Genomic DNA, 16,857 nt, shown 5'->3' with positions numbered 1-16,857 from the left:
GTGAGCGGATTCCTTCGCCGATGAGCGGTGCGGTGCGCCGATTCCCCGGGGACGACCAGATCGCGGGGCCCGGCGTAACGCTTTCCAGCTGCGAGATGCATCACCGAGCGATCGTCCCGGACGGCGCGGGTTTTCCGTTACGAGACCGCGAGTCCTCAAGCCTCCACTTTCAGGGGTGCCTTCCCGCCGCTCGCCTTGACGTGACGGCGTAGCGGGTTTCCCGGCTTCCCCCGTTGACCTGTCCCCTGAAGAAAGCCACTCCCATGACACGACACTCCGCGGCAGATCGGGCCGCCCTGGCCGGCGCGCGCACGATCACGGCACCCGGGATGACAACCGACTCCCGAGGAGAATCATGAAGGGCCTGCACCGGCTCCGCCGGCGTCGCCGGACACTGGCGACAGGCCTGACGGCCGCGGCGCTGGTGGCCGGTGTTGTGACGCTCCTCCCCAGCTCCGCCGGAGCCGCGGGCCTGGGTACCCAGGCGGTCTCGTCGGGCAGGTACTTCGGCACTGCTGTAGCCGCCGGCCGGCTCGGCGATCCGACGTACACCGCGATCGCGGACCGGGAGTTCAACATGATCACCCCGGAGAACGAGATGAAGTGGGACGCCATCGAACCGTCCCGCGGCAATTTCAACTTCGGCCCCGCCGACCGGATCGTCAACCGTGCCTCGGCGCACGGCCAGCGAATGCGCGGACACACCCTGGTCTGGCACTCGCAGCTCCCCTCCTGGGTCGGCGCCATCCGGGACGCGGGCACGCTGCGCAGCGTGATGAACCACCACATCACGACGCAGATGACCCACTACAAGGGCAAGATCTACGCCTGGGACGTGGTCAACGAGGCCTTCGCCGACGGTGGCAGCGGCCAACTCCGCGACTCGGTCTTCCAGAAGGTGCTCGGCAACGGTTTCATCGAGGAGGCGTTCCGCACCGCCCGGGCGGCCGACCCCTCGTCCAAGCTCTGCTACAACGACTACAACATCGAGAACTGGTCGGACGCCAAGACCCAGGGCGTCTACCGCATGGTCAAGGACTTCACGTCCCGTGGCGTGCCCATCGACTGCGTCGGCTTCCAGAGCCACTTCGGGGCGGGCGGCCCGCCGGCGAGCTTCAGGACCACCCTGGCCAGTTTCGCCGCCCTCGGCGTCGACGTACAGATCACCGAGCTGGACATCGCCCAGGCGTCACCCACCCACTACGCGAACACGGTCAGCGCCTGCCTGTCGGTGGCACGGTGCACCGGCATCACGGTGTGGGGCGTCCGTGACAGCGATTCCTGGCGCAGCGGCGAGCATCCCCTGCTGTTCGACAACAGCGGCAAGCCCAAGCCCGCGTACACCGCCGTCACGCGTGCGTTCAGATCCGGCTCAGGTACCTCTCCGGTCAACCCGGCCGGCAGCACCGGGGAGATCAAGGGCGCGGCCTCCGGGCGCTGTATCGACATCCCCGGCTCCGCCACGGCCAACGGCACCCAGGCGCAACTGCGGGACTGCGGCGGACAGCCCAGCCAGCGCTGGACCCACACCGCCGCCAAGCAGCTGAAGGTCCACGGGAACAAGTGCATGGACGCCAAGAGCAAGGGCACCACCAACGGCACCCCGGTGGTCATCTGGGACTGCAACGGCGGCGCCAACCAGCAGTGGAACATCAACACCGACGGCACGATCACCGGCGTCCAGTCCGGGCTGTGCCTCGACGCCGTCGGCGCGGCCACCGCGAACGGCACCAGGATCCAGCTGCACACCTGCGCGCCCGTCGGCAACCAGAAGTGGACAGCCCCGTCCAGCACGGGCGGCGGCACGTGTGCTCTTCCGTCGACGTACAGGTGGAGTTCGACCGGTCCCCTCGCGCAGCCGTCGAACGGGTGGGCCGCGCTGAAGGACTTCACCCATGTGACGCTGGGCGGCAAGCACCTGGTCTACGGGTCGAGCGCGTCGGGAACCTCCTACGGCTCGATGGCCTTCAGCCCCTTCACGAACTGGCCCGACATGGCGGCGGCCGGGCAGACCGGGATGAACCAGAACGCGGTGGCGCCCACGCTGTTCTACTTCGCGCCCAAGAAGATCTGGGTACTGGCGTACCAGTGGGGTGCGTCGCCCTTCAGCTACCGCACGTCGAGCGACCCCACCAACCCCCATGGCTGGTCCGCGCCGCAGCCGCTGTTCACCGGCAGCATCCCCCGCACCGAATCCGGCACCGGCCCGATCGACCAGACCCTGATCGCCGACGACCGCAACATGTACCTCTTCTTCGCCGGCGACAACGGCAAGATCTACCGGGCGAGCATGCCGATCGGGAACTTCCCCGGCAGCTTCGGCTCGTCGTACACGACGGTCATGAGCGACACCGCGAAGAACCTGTTCGAGGCGCCGCAGGTCTACAAGGTCCAGGGCCACAACCAGTACCTCATGATCGTCGAGGCCCGGGGTGCGCACGAGCAGCGCTACTTCCGCTCCTTCACGGCCACCAGCCTGAGCGGCTCGTGGACCCCGCAGGCCGCCGACGAGAGCAACCCCTTCGCGGGCAAGGCCAACAGCGGTGCCACCTGGACCAACGACATCAGCCACGGTGATCTGATCCGCACCAACCCCGATCAGACCATGACCATCGACCCCTGCAACCTGCAGTTCCTCTACCAGGGCAAGTCCCCGCAGGCGGGTGGCCCCTACGACCGGCTGCCGTACCGGCCGGGCGTCCTGACCCTGCGGCGCTGACCCGCCCGACCCACGGTTGCACAAGGAGAAACACCCCCATGAACAACCCCACGAACGGCCGGCGTCGCGGACGTCACCGCCGTCGCAGGACCGCCACCGCCCTGCTGCTCGGTGTGCCCGCCATCGTCGTGCCGTACCTCCTGTTCGTGCAGGACGACTCGCAGGCCGCGACGGTCGACGGCCATGCCTACTACCGGCTGGTCTCCGTACGCAGCGGCAAGGCGCTCGACGTCAACGCCTTCTCCACCGCCGACGGCACGCGTATCCAGCAGTGGACCGACCAGAACACCGCCAACCAGCAGTGGACGCTGAGGTCCACCGGCGACGGCTACTACGAGCTGGTGAACCGCAACAGCGGCAAAGTACTCGGTATAGCCGGCGACTCGACCGCACAGGCGGCTGCCGCCGAGCAGCAGACCGACAGCTCCTCCGCCTCCCAGGAGTGGCGGATCGACACGGTGAGCGGTTCCGACGCCGTCACCTTCACCTCCCGCAGGAGCGGCCAGGTCCTGGACGTCTCCGGAGGCTCCACGGCCGACGGCGCGGCAGTCATCCAGTATCGCGGCCATGGCAGCACCAACCAGCAGTGGAAGCTGGTGAAGGTGGCCGCTGCCCCGTCAGCGGCGGCCGGCCCGTACACATGGCGGAACGCCCAGGTGGTCGGCGGCGGTTACGTCACGGGGCTGGTGTTCAACCCGCGGGAGAAGGGGCTGCTGTACGCGCGTACCGACATGGGCGGCGCCTACCGGTGGGACACCGGTGCCGAGCAGTGGATCCCGCTGACCGACTGGCTCGGCGAGAAGGACTGGAACCTGCTCGGCATCGACGCGGTGGCCACCGATCCCGTGGAGCCGAACCGCCTCTACCTCGCGGCGGGCACCTATACCAACGAATGGGCCGGCAACGGCGCGATCCTGCGCTCCACCGACCGGGGCCGCACCTTCGAGCGCACTGATCTGCCGTTCAAGCTGGGCGGCAACGAGGACGGCCGCGGGGCGGGCGAGCGGCTCGTGATCGACCCCTCGGATCACCGCACCCTGCTGCTCGGCACCCGCAAGAACGGCCTGTGGCGCAGCACGGACCACGGGGCGACCTGGCGGCAGGTCTCCACGTTCCCCGTCAAGGACGGGGCGGGCAGCGGCGCGGGCATCTCCTTCGTGACCTACGGTCCGGCCGGCAGCAAGACGATCTACGTCGGCGTCGCCGACAGGTCCACCTCCCTGTACCGCTCCACCGACGGTGGCAGCACCTGGCAGGCCGTCCCCGGCCAACCCACCGGCCAGATGCCGCAGCACGGGGTGGTCTCCGGTGACGGCTCGCTGTACGTGACGTACACCAACGCCCTCGGGCCCAACGGCGTGACGGCGGGCTCGGTGCGGAAGTACACGCCGCAGGGCGGGACGTGGAAGAACATCTCCCCCTCGCAGGGCGGCTACGGGTTCTCCGGCCTGGCCGTCGATCCGAACAAGCCGTCCACGGTGATGGTCACCACGCTCGACCGCTGGTGGCCCGAGGACGAGATCTACCGCACCACCGACGGCGGCACGACCTGGAAGGCGCTGGCGGACAAGTCGGTACGGAACGCCTCGGCCGCTCCGTACATCGGCACCCACACCGGGCACTGGATGACCGCCCTGGCCATCGACCCCTTCGACTCCGGGCACGTGCTGTACGGCACCGGCAACGGCATCTGGCGCAGCAAGGACGCCGACGCCACCGACAACGGCGGCACCAGCCACTGGGCCGTGGGGGCGCGTGGCCTGGAGGAGACCGCGCTGATGGACGCGATCGCCCCGCCCGGCGGTGCCACCGTCATCACAGCCATGGGCGACCAAGGCGGTTTCCGCCACGACGACCTGACCAAGGTGCCGTCCGGGCGGCTGAGCAACCCGATGATGACCAACAGCACCGACATCGACTTCGCCCAGTCCAACCCCTCGGTCATGGTCCGTGTCGGCCGTGGCGGCGCGCAGGACGGTGCCTACTCCACCGACGGCGGCATCAGCTGGAACGGCTTCAAGGCGGAGCCGGTGGCCGGTGCCCAGGACGGGCGCGTCGCGCTCTCGGCGGACGGCTCGACCATCGTCTGGACCCAGGCCGGCCAGGCCCCGTACCGCTCGACCGACAAGGGGACGAGCTGGTCGAGGGTCGGTGGCCTGGGCACCGACGCCGCCGTCGTCGCCGACCGCTCCTCGGCCCGGACGTTCTACTCCCTGTCCGGCGGCACGCTCCACGCCAGCACCGACGGCGGAGCGACCTTCACCGCCCGTGCCACCGGCCTTCCCGCCGATGGCCGGCTCACGGCCGTGCCCGGCGTCGCGGGGGACCTGTGGATCGCCGGCGGTGGTCAGGGGCTGCTGCACTCGACTGACGGAGGCCGCACCTTCACCCCGCTCACCACGGTGAAGTCCGCCTCCGCCCTCGGCTTCGGCAAGGCGGCACCCGGCGCCTCCTACCAGGCCCTGTACATGATCGGCACCGTCAAGGACGTCACCGGCGTCTTCCGCTCCACCGACAAGGGCGCCACCTGGCTCCGCGTCAACGACGACGCCCACCAGTGGGGCAGCATCGGCGGCGTCGGCGTCATCACCGGCGACCCCGACACCTTCGGTCGCGTGTACGTCGGCACGAACGGGCGTGGTCTCCAGTACGGCGACCCGTCCTGACCCCGACTCCGGAGCGGACGCACGTCTGATGCTTGAGCTGACGCGCGATCAGTAACAGAAGGCCGCCCCTCGACCTCGGTCGGAGGGCGGCTTTCTGCTGCGGAATCGCACCGCTGGCCCCGCCGGCTCCTTCGCCGGCTTTCGTTGCTCCGGTCACCCTGTGTGCAGGCGGCTCCAGCCACTTGGCGGGGGGACACCCGACGATCGCCGGATGCCCGACGGAACGCCGGGCCTCCAGGCTGGTGGCATGACACAGCGTGCGCATGAGCAGGAGCCCGATACGGCCCCCGGCCCCCGTCCGAAGCAGCGGGTCGTCGCCAGCCGCCCAGGAGCGCGCTCTGGGAGTTTCTCGGCATGGCGCTGGTGGCGAGCGGCCTCGGCCTGGCCGCCGTCCGCCCAGAACTCCGCGATGCCGTTGTGCACATGCTTGCCGCGACGGCCGTCGAACTGGCCCCCTGAGCCGAGCCCGGAGGCCCCGTGCGGGCTGATGCTGTCCGCCGCTGACAAGGTGCGCGGCAGACCACATAGGAATAGGAAAGGAATCTTGTGAACACCGCATCCGCCCCGGAGGCGACGGGTGCCGAGTTCCTGCGCGTCCGCGAGACGCTCAAGGCGCTGTACGGGTATGTCCGCCCGCACCGGTGGACCGTCGTACTCGGTCTGCTGCTGGCGCTGGCCGGGGCCGCCGGAGGGCTGCTCCAGCCACTGGCCACGAAGGCGCTGGTCGACCGGCTGTCGTCCGGTGGCACGATCGCCACCGTCCTGCTGGCGCTGACCGTGCTGGTGCTGCTGAGCACGGTGGCCGAGGCGTTCGGCGCCTATGTGCTGGAGCGGACGGCGGAGTCGGTGGTCCTGGCCGCGCGCCGCAGCCTGATCGGCCGGCTGCTGCGGCTGCGGCTGACGGCGGTGGACCGGATGCAGCCGGGCGATCTGATGTCGCGGGTGACCTCCGACACCACGCTGCTGCGGGCCGTCAGCACGCAGGCGGTGGTCAACGCCGCGACCGGGATGCTGACGCTGATCGCGGCGGTCGTGGTGATGGCCTTCCTGGATGCCGTCCTGCTCGGCGTCGCCCTCGTCGTGGTCGTGGTCGTCGGGGCGGGCGCCGCGCTGGTGATGCCGAAGATCGGACAGGCGGCCGAGCGCTCCCAGGCCGCGGTGGGGGAGATGTCCACCGGCCTGGAGCGGGTCTTCGGCGCATTCCGCACGGTGAAGGCGTCCGGCGCGGAGGAGCGGGAGACCGCCCGCGTCGAGGCTTCGGCCCGGCGGGCGTGGCGCCACGGCGTGCGCGGCGCGAAGTGGGAGGCGCTGCTGGGAACGGCGGACAACCTCGCCGTCGAGCTGGCGTTCCTCGCGGTGCTCGCCGTCGGCGGGGCGCGGGTGGCGTCCGGGGACATCCCGGTCTCCACGCTCATCGCCTTCCTGCTGTACCTGTTCTATCTGATGGAGCCGGTGTACAAGCTGGTCGAGGCCGCCTCCGCGTACCAGGAGGGCGCCGCCGCGATCTCCCGGATCAAAGAGGTGGACCGACTGGCGGCGGAGCCGTCGGCCACGCACCAGCCGGTGCGGGCCGAGGGGACTGCGGCCGTACGGCGGCCGGCGTCGGTCCGCTTCGAGGACGTGTCCTTCCGCTACGGGCCCGGACTGCCCGACATCCACCAGCGGGTGGACTTCGAGGTGCCGGGCGCCGGGATGACCGCCTTCGTCGGGCCTTCGGGCGCGGGCAAGTCGACGGTCTTCTCGCTCATCGAGCGGTTCTACGAGACGACCGGCGGGCGGATCCTGGTCGACGGCCAGGACATCCGGCAGTGGCCGCTGTCCGAACTGCGATCCGTCATCGGGTACGTCGAGCAGGACGCGCCGGTGCTGGCCGGAACGCTGCGGGAGAACCTGGTCTTCAGCGCGCCCGGCGCGACGGACGACGACATCCGCGCCGTCCTCGCACGGATCAGGCTCGACGCCCTCGTCGAGCGTCTCCCGCACGGCCTGGACACCCTGGTCGGACACCGCGGCTCGAAGCTGTCCGGCGGGGAGCGCCAGCGCGTCGCGATCGCCCGCGCGCTGCTGCGCAGGCCCCGGCTGCTGCTCCTGGACGAGGCGACCTCGCAGCTCGACGCGGTCAACGAGCTGGCGCTGCGGGACGTCATCGCCGAGACGGCACGCGAGACCACCGTCCTGGTGGTGGCGCACCGCCTGTCGACGGTGACGGACGCCGACCGCATCGTTGTCATGGACGCCGGCACGGTCCGCGCGATCGGCACCCATGAGGAGCTGGTGGCCGAGGACGAGCTGTACGCACAGCTTGCGGCTACCCAGCTCCTGACCTCCGTGGGCCGCTCGCGCCAGTAGGGCGGGCCGGTACGAAATGGCCACAGTCGGGATGTCCCCGCCGTATGGAGGGGCACCCCGGCTGTGTGACGTGGAGGCGTCGGCCTGCCGCAGGGTGCCGCCGCATCCCACCGTTCCGCCCTGCTCGCCGGCAGCCCCGTCCACCCGGAAGAGCCCATAGAGCGCTCCACCGGCCTCTCGGCGGAGGCACCGCAGACGCGGGGGACACCGTACTTCGCCCGCCCGTCCGATTCTGGGTACGCCGAAGCCCGCAAGGGGAATCCCCTTGCGGGCCAAGCGGGTTGTCCGGGCCGGGTGGCGCAGAGGATCCCGAGCCACCCCGAACGGACGTCAGCGGACGTACTTGGCGGGCTTGGTGGCGGCGTTCAGGAGGTACTCCAAGGGGCCGCGGCGGAAGAAACGGGCCCAGATGGCGGCGAACACGATCGCCCCGAGGATGTACAGGAGCACGGGCACCCAGGACGTCGTGGTGCCGGCGCCGGACGCAGGCCACGCGGACTGTGCGAGGAAGTGGCCCACGTAGGCCGTCAGGGACATGGTGCCCACGGCGATGACCGGCTTCGCCGGACGGCGCAGTCGCGCGAGGCGGTCCATGAGTATCGTCGCGCCCACGATCACGAGGATCGCCACGCCCACACTGCCGAGGATGTCGAACGTCGTGCCGGTGTGCGGCCCGGCACCCAGCAGGTCCGAGGCCGACGACACGAGCTGCTCGCCGCTCCCGCTGCCACCCGACCCCGCCCCGGGGCCGCCGGACGGACCGGAACCGCCGGACCACGACCCGGAGCCGCTGGACGGTCCCCCGGTTCCGCCGAACACCGCGTCCTTGCCCGCCAGCAGCAGGGACAGTCCGTACGCGGCCACGGTGAGAGCGGCGCCGAGCGCGGCAAGGCGCCGCTGGACGGAGACGGCCGACAGGTCGAGACGGGCCAGCGCCATGCCGGCGATCACGAACGGCATCCACGTGATCGTCGGGTAGAGGCCCGTGAGCAGCAGATCGACGACGCCCACGTCGTTGAGCTTCTCGAGCGGGTCGTAGGCGCCAATGGTCTGCAGGACGGACCCGCTCAGCCACACCTTCAGGACGAACGCCAGCTGCGGCGTGACGAGCGCGAGCCCTGCAGCGGTGATCGCCAGGGTCCTGGCGGACAGCCGCAGCAGAGGCAGGGCGAGGAGGAAGTAGACGCCGTAGAAGCCGAGGATGATGACGTCCCCGTACTCCATCGCCAGCACGCTGCCGAGCACCAGCAGGATCACGGCGCGGATCGCGATCCGCGCCTTCGCCTGGCGGCCGGCGAGGCCGGTCCTCGGCTCACGGCGGCCGGCGATCAGCATCAGCGAGAACCCGGCGAGGGTGGCGAACAGGACCGACGAGTGACCGTCGGCCAGGAACCGGACCCACCTACCGACGCCGTCCGTGGCCGACAGCGGCGGGCCTATGTGCACGATGTACATGCCGAACACCGCCAGCGCGCGGGCCAGGTCCACCCCGACCAGACGTCCCGTCGAGGGACCGTCCGTGCCCTTTCCGGCGGATGCGGGCGAGGTCACGGGTCGTGGAGGCGAGCTCTTCTGCGGGGCCGAAGCCCCCTGCGGCGGCTGTATCTGTCTCATACGAGCAACCTCGCCGGCTCGGCAGAAGGCGGGCCATCCGGCAGGCCGCGGTGCTACCCCCGCCGACCGGCCGGGACCACTCCGCCGACCGGCGGACCAGCACCCCGGCCGGTCAGGGTACGGGACGTATCGCCCTATGTGATGACGGCGTTGGCCACCACGAGCACGACCACGAGCCCGAGCAGCGTCGACCACGCCGATCCGCACGGCGGATCGCCAGGTGAGGCCGGCGGCACGGGCCGCGACGAGCCCCCAGGCGAACAGCAGCACCACGTTCACGGTGAAGACCACCTACTCGACGCCCGCCGAGGGCCACCAGCCCCAGGCCGCGCCGAGCAGCAGGACCAGCGTCGGCGCTGTCGCCACTGCCAGCGGCCACTCGGACAGCAGCAGCCGCACCCCGGCACGCACACCGTGGTGGGCGCGGTCGCCGCGCAGGGCAATCAGATGGGCGTAACCCATCATGGAGCTGGCCGGCACCGCGCCGTGCACCCCCCGAACAGCACATGAGGCCGCGCCGCACCGCGGCGCAGAACACGGACAGACCGACGCAGGAACGGGCGGCGCATGGCTGGGTGACCCTCGAACGACATGGATATCGGCTGTGGCTCGCCGACAGGAGCGGAGCCACGTACCGATGCCATCGGAGGAGCACGACGGGCGCCGTCCGCCGAGCCTCGCCCGGCCGCGTGCCGATGGGCCGGACCCCCCCGACCGGCTGGAGCCGACCCGCCGAGTGTCCACAGTCCACGGTGATCGCGCCACCGCGTACCCTGCCGGACGTACTGTCGGCGGCAGGCGAACACTGCACGAGATACCGCACGCTGCGGTGAGGGGCGGGATGTACGGGTCGCCGAGAAGCAGGACAGAGCAGACGAGTGTGAGGCGGGACGCCGGTGATCCGGGTAGTGGTTGTGGACGACGAGGCCCTGGTGCGGTCCGGCTTCCGGATGATCCTGAACGCGTCCGACGGCATCGAGGTCGTGGCGACGGCGGAAGGGGCGCAGGCTGCCGACGTGATCCGCCGCGAGCGGCCGGACGTCGTGCTCCTCGACATCCGCATGCCGGACGTCGACGGTCTGACCGTCCTGCGGCAGATCCAGGAACTGCCCGCACCACCCCACGTGGCCATGCTGACCACCTTCGACACCGACGAGTACATCCTCACCGCACTGCGCTCGGGGGCCGCCGGCTTCCTGCTCAAGGACACCGAGCCCGAACAGCTCGCCCAGCTGGTCCGCACCCTGGCCGCGGGCGGGGTGGTGATGTCGCCGAAAGCCTCACGCGCGCTGCTTCGCGGTCACCCGGGGGCGGGGGGACCCCAGGACGCGGACGTGGCACGCGTCGGCCTGCTCAGCGACCGGGAGCGTGACGTCCTCGTCCTGATCGCGGAAGGACTGTCCAACGCCGACATCGGCGCCCGTATCCATCTGAGCGCGGGCACCGTCAAGGACCACGTCAGCTCGATCCTGACCAAGCTGCGGGTCTCCAGCCGTGTCCAGGCGGCGCTGCTCGCCGAGCGAGCCGGACTGCTCAGCGAGCGCGGCGACGGCACGGCACGGGATAGCGGACGATGAGCACGGGCCGGGCGCTGTGGCGGCGGGTCCCGGCGTGGGCGGTCGACACGGGCCTCGTCGCGCTCGCCGTGCTCGACGCCTGGATCAACCTCCACGACGAAGGCACCCCCCTCGCGTGGTCCTGCGTCGCCCTCGGCAGCGCAGCGCTGCTCCTGCGCAGGCGCCTTCCACTGACCGTCTTCCTGCTGACCCTGCCCATGACCCTGTTCATGGACGTGGCGGTCCCGCCGATCACCGCCCTGTACACACTGGCCGCGTCCACCCGCAACCGCCCGCTGCTGGCCGGCTGCGCCCTGCTGAACGCGGCGGCAGGCACCCTCACCTGGCCGCTGTCCGACGCGTTCGCCGAGGACCGGACCTGGACGCTCGTCCAGTTCGTCTACACGCTGGCCACGGCCCTCGCGCCCGTGCTGTTCGGCCAACTCGTCCAGGCCAGACGCGACGTGGCGCGCCAACTCGTCGAGGTCGAGGAGGCCCGGGAACACGAGCGCGCCCTGCACGCCGAGACCGTCCTCGCCCGCGAGCGGGCCCAGCTGGCCCGCGAGATGCACGACGTCGTCTCCCACCAGGTCAGCCTCATCGCCGTACAGGCCGGAGCCCTCCAGGTCGCCGCCAAGGACCCCGACGCCCGCGAGGCCGCCCGCACCATCCGCACCCTGAGCGTGGACACCCTCGACGAGCTCCGTCACATGGTCACCCTGCTCCGGGCCTCCGGCGGCAAGGAGACCCTCGCCCCCCAGCCCACCCTCGCCGACCTCCAGCAGCTCATCGCCAACAGCGGCATCGAGACCACCCTGACCGGAGAGCTTCCGGTCGGCATCAGCACCACCGCCCAGCGCACCGTCTACCGCACGGTCCAGGAAGCCCTCACCAATGTGCGCAAGCACGCCCCCGGCGCCCGCTCCGAGGTGCGCCTGTGGCACGACGCGCACCACTTCGGCGTCACCGTCACCAACACCACCCCCACCCGCCCGTCCGTCGCCCTGCCCAGCGCCTGCCACGGCCTCATCGGCCTGAAAGAGCGCGCCGAACTGCTCCACGGCACCCTCACCGCCGAACCCACCCCGCAAGGCGGGTACAGGGTCGAACTACGAGCCCCCGCCCGGTCCGACTGAGCACAGCCCGCCCGACCCGGCCGGAGCTCCTACCCGGAAGGCGGCCTCAAGCCCGTACCTCTCCGCCGAGGCGTTGACGATGGTGCGCCGGCCCTCCCGGTCGTGCTGCGCGGCCCTGGCCGGGCCCTCGCTGTCCGGGATGAGCGAGCCGCCCACGCGGCTGCCCCGGCATCGGCGGAGGCGCCGCCGGTGGGCTTCGCCCGCTTGGCTGCCACCGCACCCGGGTCGGCAGGGCCGTGGGCCCTGTCGAAGTCGGCGATCAGCTCGTCCAGATTGTCCCGCTCGGTTTGTCGCCGCGCGGCCTTCTCCGGGTACGCGGACACATCACGCTTGCCGACCCGCTCGCGGATCGCCTGGAGGGTGCCGGCGGTCAGCGGCGTGGGCGGCCTTCCGGGCGCTTGCCCGTCTCCCTCATGTCATCACGCTCTGTTGCGTACCGGGCAGGTGTCGGGCAGCCGTGGGGCGGCAGCTGTCTGACCCGCAGGGCCTTGCGGCGACCGGGAAGAAGTCGGGTTCTGGTTCGGTGGCCCCCGGTGGGGCCGGGCTGGGCGGTGCCGTGGCTGCGACCACCGCCCAGCCCGAGTCTCAGGCCGCCGCCGTCACAGGTGTGGCGGCGGGCTCGTGCTCGCAGGCGTCGTCGATGCCGTACGTCTCCCACGCCGGGAACTCGTCCTCGGCCGGGACCGGCTCGTCAGGCGTGAGCAGGCAGGCCTCGAGCGCCGCCCGGAGCGCCTCGGTGCGCAGCCCGATGCCGATGAAGACCAGCTCCTGGCCCTGGGTGGTGTCCGGGCCGCGGGCCCCCGAGGGCTCGAAGCGGGCCACCGCGCCGGCCTGGGACCACAGGCCGGTCACCCGGGGGCGGCTGGCGAGCCAGAAGAACCCCTTGGAGCGCAGGATCCTGCCGAAGGTGCCGCTGTCGAGGCCCTTGGTGACGAACGTCCAGAGCCTGCCGGGGTGGAAGGCCGCATCGGCGCGGAACACCAGCGAGGAGATGCCGTACTCCTCGGTTTCGGGGACGTGGTCCCCGTTGAGCTCCTTGACCCAGCCCGGGGCCTGCTGGGCGCGCTCCACGTCGAACAGTCCGGTGCCCAGGACCTGTTCGAGTGCGACGTGGCCGCGTACGGCGGGCACGATCCGGGCCTCGGGATTGAGCCGGGCGAGGGTGGCGCGCAGCCGTGCGGCGTCGCCCGGCCCGACCAGGTCGAGCTTGTTGAGGACGATGACGTCCGCGAATTCGACCTGGTCCATGAGGAGATCGCTGACGGTCCGCTCGTCGTCCTCGTACTGGTCGAGGCCGCGTGCTGCGAGTTCGTCCCCGCCGGCGAGTTCCCGCAGGAAGTCCGAGGCGTCGACGACGGTGACCATGGTGTCGAGTCGGGCCAGGTCGCCGAGGGTGGCGCCGTCGTCCCGGGGGAAGGAGAAGGTGGCGGCGACCGGCATGGGCTCGGAGATGCCGCTGGACTCGATGAGCAGGTAGTCGAAGCGGCCTTCGCGGGCGAGCCGGTCGACCTCCTCCAGCAGGTCGTCGCGCAGGGTGCAGCAGATGCACCCGTTGGTCATCTCGACCAGCCGCTCCTCGGTGCGCGAGAGCGCCGCCTCGCCACCGCGCACGAGCGCGGCGTCGATGTTGACCTCGCTCATGTCGTTCACGATCACCGCGACCCGGAGGCCCTCGCGGTTGCTGAGCACGTGGTTGAGCAGGGTGGTCTTTCCCGCGCCGAGGAAACCGGACAGAACCGTCACCGGCAGGCGGTCGAACGGGGCCACGGGATCAGCCTTCGGGGTGGATGAGGCCGCGCTCGTAGGCCTTCACAAGGCGCTGCGGTACCTGGTAGACGGAGCCGTCGACGGTGATGGGCACCAGCTGCGGGGTGGTGGCCTTCCACTGGGCGCGGCGGTGGCGGGTGTTGCTGCGGGACATCTTCCGCTTGGGGACGGCCATGGTGGGACTCCTCGGTGTAGGGGCTGCCCGGAAAGGCTACGTGAAAACGGATGTCATTACCAAATGCGGGCCCCTCGGGTGCGGTCCGTGCCCCGCAGGTCTCAGGGGTGCCGACGTTCTGCCGACTGCACGGGGGGTCGGCCTGCCCGCTCCACCTCCCGTGGCCCTTGGATCGGTTCCACTGGTGACGGGGCGATGCCCGACGCGTACGCGTGCGGCACCCGCCGGGCTCCTTGCCCTCGTGTCGGGGTGTCGCACGCGTACGGGTGTGGATGGCGACTACCAGGAGGACTTGGTCACTCCCGGCAGGAAGCCGGCGTGCGCCTGCTGTCGGGCCCGTACGCGGGAGAGCCCGAACTTGCGCAGATAGCCGCGGGGGCGGCCGTCCACGCTGTCGCGGTTGCGGACGCGCGTGGCACTGGCGTTGCGCGGCTGTCGACGCAGCTCCGTGAGGGCCGCCTCCCGCTCGGCCGCGGTAGAGGACGGGCGGCGGATGACCTCCTTGAGCTCGGCCCGTCGGGCGGCGTACCGCTCGACGGTCTCCTTGCGCTTCTCGTTCTGCGCGATCTTGCTCTTCTTCGCCATCAGACCTTGCCTCCCCGGGCGCGGATACGGGTCACGGCGGCCTCGATGCCGATCGAGTCCACCGTCTTGATCGCCTTGGCGCTCAGCGTCAGGCGGACGTGGCGCCCCTCGCTGGGCAGCCAGTAGCGCTTGCGCTGGATGTTCGGATCGAAGCGGCGCGAGGTGCGCCGGTGCGAGTGGGAAATGTTGTTGCCGAATCCCGGCTTGGCGCCGGTCAGTTGGCAGTGGGCGGACATGGATCCTGCTCCTTCCTCGATGGGGGCTTGTTGGTAATGGAAACCATTCCCATATAGTAGCGTCATGGCACGCAATGAGATCCGCCCGGTCATCAAGCTCCGCTCCACCGCGGGCACTGGGTTCACCTACGTCACCCGCAAGAACCGCCGCAACGATCCCGATCGGCTGGTGTTGCGCAAGTACGACCCCGTCGTCGGCCGCCACGTCGACTTCCGCGAAGAGCGCTGACCCCCGGCAACCCCGCCCCACCGTCGAAAGGTTCCTGCCGTGAAGCCCGGCATCCACCCCGCCTACGGGCCCGTCGTCTTCCGCGACACCGCCTCCGGCACCGCTTTCCTGACCCGTTCCACGATGACCAGTGACAAGACCGTCGACTGGGAGGACGGCAACACCTACCCGGTGGTCGACGTGGAGATCTCCTCCGCGAGCCACCCCTTCTACACGGGCACCGCCCGCGTCCTCGACACCGCCGGCCGCGTCGAGAAGTTCCAGCGCCGCTACGGAACCCGCTGATGGAGCGCGACCACCAGCTCCCCGTCGTGATCGTCGCCGGGATGCACACCGAGGCGCGCAAGGAGGTCGTCGAACGCCTTCTGCAGTCCGTGCAAGGAAGCGTGGCGCTGCACCACGATCTGGCCGGGGCACCCGACGGCACCGTGCTCCGCGTGATCCGCGACGCCTCCGGCACCCTCTCCACCGGTGACACACCGCTGGTCAACGACTGCGCGTGCTGCGCACTGCGCGAGGACCTGGTGCCGGAACTGGAGCGCATGGCGGACAGCGGCCTGACCCGGCTCGCCGTGGTCGAGCTGTGGGACTCGGTCGAGCCGAAGGCCATGGCCGAGGTCATCGCCGGGCACGGAGGGGACCGGCTCGTCCTGACGAACGTGATCACCGCCGTGGACCCCGCACTCGTCCTGCCCTGTCTCGGCAACGGCGACGACCTGGCCGAGGCAGGCCTCGCGGCGGCCCCCACCGACCAGCGGACCATCGGGGACACCTGGGCTCGTCAGCTGGAGTACGCGCCGGTCCTCGCCCTCGTCGACAGCGACGAGGCCGATGATGAAGACCGCGCGCTCCTCGCTCAGCTCCATCCCACCGCCCAGCGGGTGCCGGCCGGTTCCGTCGAACTCGCCCGGGCCGCGTTCGCCGGCTTCGACGTCGAGGCCGCCGCAGCCGCCCAGCACCCCGCGTGTGCCCTCCTGCCCCATGACGCCGACGAGGCCGGCGTCACCACGCTCGTGTGGCACCGCCGCAGGCCGTTCCATCCCGAGCGCCTCTACCAGGCGCTGGAGGACCTGTGCTGTGCCGCCGCGCGCAGCCGGGGCCGGTTCTGGCTCGCCGACCGCCCGGACACGCTGCTCGCCTGGGACGCGGCCGGCGGTGCGCTGTGTGTGGAGAGCGCCGGGCCGTGGCTGGCGTCGCTGCCGGACGCGGCCTGGGACATGGTCCCGCCCATGCGCCGTGCGGCAGCCGCGCTCGACTGGCACCCCGACCACGGCGACTGCTGCCAGCACCTCGTCTTCACCTCGCCCGGCCTCGACCGCGACGGGCTGGAACGACTCCTCGACTCCTGCCTCCTGACGGACGCGGAGTACACGGCGGGGCGTGAGGCATGGAAACACCTGCCCGCCGCCTTCGACTCCCTCCTCGACGCCGCCTGACACCCACCCTGTACGACCCGGTCACGGTCCGGCACGACCGTGACCGAAGCTTCCTGCAAGGAGATACCGACATGGCCCGACGCCACGACATCCGCAAGCCCGTCAAGCCCCGGCCCAACCCGCTCGACGCGGCCGGGATCACCTACATCGACTACAAGGACACCGACCTCCTCCGGAAGTACATCTCCGACCGCGGGAAGATCCGCAGCCGCCGCGTCACCCGCGTCACGGCCCAGCAGCAGCGGGCCCTCGCCACCGCCATCAAGAACGCCCGCGAGATGGCCCTGCTGCCCTACGCCGGCCGCTGACGGCACCCGGGCGCACCGCCCGGAGGCGTCAGCCGGTCCGCTGGAGACCTCCGCGGCGCAGGGGGATAATCCAAGTGATTG

Annotated in this window: 15 protein-coding genes; 9 read left to right on the top strand and 6 right to left on the bottom strand. The window is 71.0% G+C overall.

Annotation, left to right across the window (positions count from 1 at the left end):
• Window positions 1-355 precede the first annotated feature (355 nt).
• The 3 genes from DEJ50_RS08200 (at window position 356) to DEJ50_RS08190 (ending at window position 7,734) form a co-directional block, all read left to right on the top strand.
• A complete protein-coding gene (locus DEJ50_RS08200) occupies window positions 356-2,719 on the top strand; it encodes a non-reducing end alpha-L-arabinofuranosidase family hydrolase (protein ID WP_150206909.1) in 2,364 nt (787 codons plus the stop codon).
• Window positions 2,720-2,757: 38 nt separating this feature from the next.
• A complete protein-coding gene (locus tag DEJ50_RS08195; protein ID WP_150206908.1) occupies window positions 2,758-5,385 on the top strand; it encodes an RICIN domain-containing protein in 2,628 nt (875 codons plus the stop codon).
• A gap of 546 nt (window positions 5,386-5,931) precedes the next feature.
• Window positions 5,932-7,734 carry an ABC transporter ATP-binding protein gene (locus DEJ50_RS08190; protein ID WP_150206907.1) on the top strand — a complete coding sequence of 601 codons (1,803 nt, stop codon included), beginning with the start codon at window positions 5,932-5,934 and terminating at the stop codon, window positions 7,732-7,734.
• 330 nt (window positions 7,735-8,064) lie between these two features.
• Here the strand turns inward: DEJ50_RS08190 and DEJ50_RS08185 are convergent, their stop codons facing one another.
• Together DEJ50_RS08185 and DEJ50_RS34575 are read right to left on the bottom strand one after the other, a co-directional pair.
• Window positions 8,065-9,348 (bottom strand): DUF418 domain-containing protein, encoded by a 1,284-nt coding sequence (locus DEJ50_RS08185; protein ID WP_150206906.1) that lies wholly within the window; start codon window positions 9,346-9,348, stop codon window positions 8,065-8,067.
• Between the two features lie 291 nt (window positions 9,349-9,639).
• A complete protein-coding gene (locus tag DEJ50_RS34575; protein ID WP_223837671.1) occupies window positions 9,640-9,828 on the bottom strand; it encodes a hypothetical protein in 189 nt (62 codons plus the stop codon).
• 416 nt (window positions 9,829-10,244) lie between these two features.
• Between DEJ50_RS34575 and DEJ50_RS08175 the strand changes: the two genes are divergently transcribed.
• Together DEJ50_RS08175 and DEJ50_RS08170 are read left to right on the top strand one after the other, a co-directional pair.
• Window positions 10,245-10,925: a response regulator gene (locus DEJ50_RS08175; RefSeq protein ID WP_263399181.1), complete on the top strand. Its 681-nt coding sequence runs from the start codon at window positions 10,245-10,247 to the stop codon at window positions 10,923-10,925.
• On the top strand, window positions 10,922-12,040 hold the full coding sequence (locus DEJ50_RS08170; RefSeq protein ID WP_150206905.1) for a sensor histidine kinase: 1,119 nt from the start codon (window positions 10,922-10,924) through the stop codon (window positions 12,038-12,040). The genes DEJ50_RS08175 and DEJ50_RS08170 overlap by 4 nt, the downstream gene beginning before the upstream one ends.
• Before the next feature lie 585 nt (window positions 12,041-12,625).
• Here the strand turns inward: DEJ50_RS08170 and DEJ50_RS08160 are convergent.
• From DEJ50_RS08160 to rpmB, 4 genes are all read right to left on the bottom strand, one after another.
• Window positions 12,626-13,807 (bottom strand): GTP-binding protein, encoded by a 1,182-nt coding sequence (locus DEJ50_RS08160; protein ID WP_150206904.1) that lies wholly within the window; start codon window positions 13,805-13,807, stop codon window positions 12,626-12,628.
• Between the two features lie 4 nt (window positions 13,808-13,811).
• Window positions 13,812-13,982 (bottom strand): 50S ribosomal protein L32, encoded by a 171-nt coding sequence (gene rpmF, locus DEJ50_RS08155; RefSeq protein ID WP_150206903.1) that lies wholly within the window; start codon window positions 13,980-13,982, stop codon window positions 13,812-13,814.
• Between the two features lie 279 nt (window positions 13,983-14,261).
• Window positions 14,262-14,567, bottom strand: coding sequence for a 30S ribosomal protein S14 (gene rpsN / locus DEJ50_RS08150; protein WP_150206902.1), 306 nt, complete (start codon window positions 14,565-14,567; stop codon window positions 14,262-14,264).
• Window positions 14,567-14,803 (bottom strand): 50S ribosomal protein L28, encoded by a 237-nt coding sequence (rpmB, locus tag DEJ50_RS08145; RefSeq protein WP_150206901.1) that lies wholly within the window; start codon window positions 14,801-14,803, stop codon window positions 14,567-14,569. Before rpmB ends, rpsN begins: the two co-directional genes overlap by 1 nt.
• 64 nt (window positions 14,804-14,867) lie before the next feature.
• Here rpmB and rpmG point away from each other — a divergent pair, with 64 nt between their 5' ends.
• The 4 genes from rpmG (at window position 14,868) to rpsR (ending at window position 16,776) form a co-directional block, all read left to right on the top strand.
• The gene (gene rpmG, locus DEJ50_RS08140; protein WP_099198435.1) at window positions 14,868-15,032 is read left to right on the top strand and encodes a 50S ribosomal protein L33; all 165 of its coding nucleotides are present in this window, start codon (window positions 14,868-14,870) and stop codon (window positions 15,030-15,032) included.
• Window positions 15,033-15,071: 39 nt separating this feature from the next.
• Complete coding sequence (locus tag DEJ50_RS08135; RefSeq protein ID WP_150206900.1) at window positions 15,072-15,317, top strand: type B 50S ribosomal protein L31; 246 nt, start codon at window positions 15,072-15,074, stop codon at window positions 15,315-15,317.
• The gene (locus tag DEJ50_RS08130) at window positions 15,317-16,468 is read left to right on the top strand and encodes a CobW family GTP-binding protein (RefSeq protein ID WP_150206899.1); all 1,152 of its coding nucleotides are present in this window, start codon (window positions 15,317-15,319) and stop codon (window positions 16,466-16,468) included. Before DEJ50_RS08135 ends, DEJ50_RS08130 begins: the two co-directional genes overlap by 1 nt.
• 71 nt (window positions 16,469-16,539) lie before the next feature.
• Window positions 16,540-16,776: a 30S ribosomal protein S18 gene (gene rpsR / locus DEJ50_RS08125; RefSeq protein ID WP_150206898.1), complete on the top strand. Its 237-nt coding sequence runs from the start codon at window positions 16,540-16,542 to the stop codon at window positions 16,774-16,776.
• The last annotated feature ends 81 nt before the right edge of the window (window positions 16,777-16,857 follow it).

Source organism: Streptomyces venezuelae (assembly GCF_008642295.1).
Taxonomy (GTDB): Bacteria; Actinomycetota; Actinomycetes; order Streptomycetales; family Streptomycetaceae; genus Streptomyces; species Streptomyces venezuelae_C.
The sequence above is the reverse complement of the archived record's forward strand: the minus strand, read 5'-3'. Positions and strand labels throughout refer to the sequence as shown.